Raw genomic sequence first — 1,518 nt, 5'->3', positions numbered from 1 at the left:
GTAAGCGTCGTCCTCAGGCCACATCCCTGAGAGCGGCCTGAGCCGGATATTCCCAGGGCAGCAGTTCGTCGATGCGGCTATTGGGATGGCCGTTGACGATCCTGGTCATGATGTCGGCGAGATAGGCGTGCGGCTCGATGCTGTTGAGTTTCGCGGTTTCGACGAGCGAGGCGATGACGGCCCAATGCTCCGCGCCGCCATCGGAGCCGGCGAAGAGCGCATTCTTCCTGGTCAGGGCGAGCGGTCGGATCGAGCGCTCGACGGTGTTGGAGTCGATTTCGACGCGGCCGTCATCGAGGAAGAGGCTCAAGCCCTCCCAGCGCGAGAGCGCATAGCGGATCGCCTCGGCAAGTTTCGTCTTCTGGCTGATCAAGCTGAGCTTCTCCCTCAGCCATGGCTCCATGACCTCGAGGATCGGCCTGCTTTTCTCCTGGCGCGCCGCACGGCGTTCATCGGCATCGTGGCCACGGATCGCTGCCTCGATGCGATAGAGCTCGGCGATGCGCTGGAGGGCTTCGCTGGCGATTGGCGCGGGACCGGCCTGAGCGAGCTCGTAGAAGCGGCGCCGCACATGGGACCAACATAGGGCCAGGCGAACCTCTCCGCGTTCGGCCAGCACCTTGTAGCCGCCGTAGCCGTCGACCTGGAGGATGCCCCTGAAGCCGGCGAGATGCGCGATCGGCCGTTCCGCCTTGCGGTCGGGAGCATAGACATAGACGACGCCGGGTGGATCGGCGCCGCCCCAAGGCCGGTCATCGCGGACATAAGCCCAGAGCTGCCCCGTCTTCGTCCGGCCTCTGCCGGGATCGAGCACGGGCGCCGTGGTCTCGTCGGCGAACAGCTTGGGCGAGCTCTTCAGCGCCGCCAGCATCCGGTCATGCACGGGCCGCAGGAGGAAGGCCGCGCGCCCGACCCACTCGGCCAGCGTCGAGCGATCGAGCGCGACGCCCTGGCGCGCATAGATCTGTGTCTGGCGATACAGCGGCAGATGATCGGCGTATTTCGAGACCAGCACCTGGGCCACCGTCGCCTCGGTCGGGATGCCGCCCTCGATCAGCCGGGCCGGTGCCGGAGCCTGCACCACGACGTCCTCGCAGGACCGGCAGGCATACTTCGGCCGGCGCAGCACGAGCACGCGGAACTGGGCCGGCACGATGTCGAGCCGCTCGGCCACATCCTCTCCGATGCGATGGAGCTTGCCGGAACAGCAGGGGCAGAGATCGCTCTCGATATCGACCACCGTCTCGATCCGCGGCAGATGCGCCGGCAACGCGCCACGGTTCGCGCGGCGCCGGCGAGCCCGGTCGGCCTTCTCAGTCGGCGCTGTCTCCTCGGACGCTGCGAACCCGGCGGCTTCGACCTGCTCGGCCTCTTCCAGCCCCAGCAAAAGCTGCTCCTCCGGCAAGGTCTCTGCCCGGCGGCCGAAGCGGTGTCGCTGCAACTCCTTGATGATCTGGCGCAGGCGCTCGATCTCCGCTTCCCGCGCGATCAGCATCGCCTGAAGCGTTTCGGGATCAC

The 1,518-nt window shown here is 67.3% G+C and carries 1 protein-coding gene; it reads right to left on the bottom strand.

Annotated elements, in window-relative coordinates:
- Positions 1-13: 13 nt before the first annotated feature.
- Positions 14-1,518: IS66 family transposase (gene tnpC / locus ACFPN9_RS20445; protein WP_377817530.1), on the bottom strand; the 1,505-nt coding region annotated here is incomplete at its 5' end.

The organism is Allobosea massiliensis, assembly GCF_042655245.1.
Classification (GTDB): domain Bacteria; phylum Pseudomonadota; class Alphaproteobacteria; order Rhizobiales; family Beijerinckiaceae; genus Allobosea; species Allobosea massiliensis.
The sequence above is the reverse complement of the archived record's forward strand: the minus strand, read 5'-3'. Positions and strand labels throughout refer to the sequence as shown.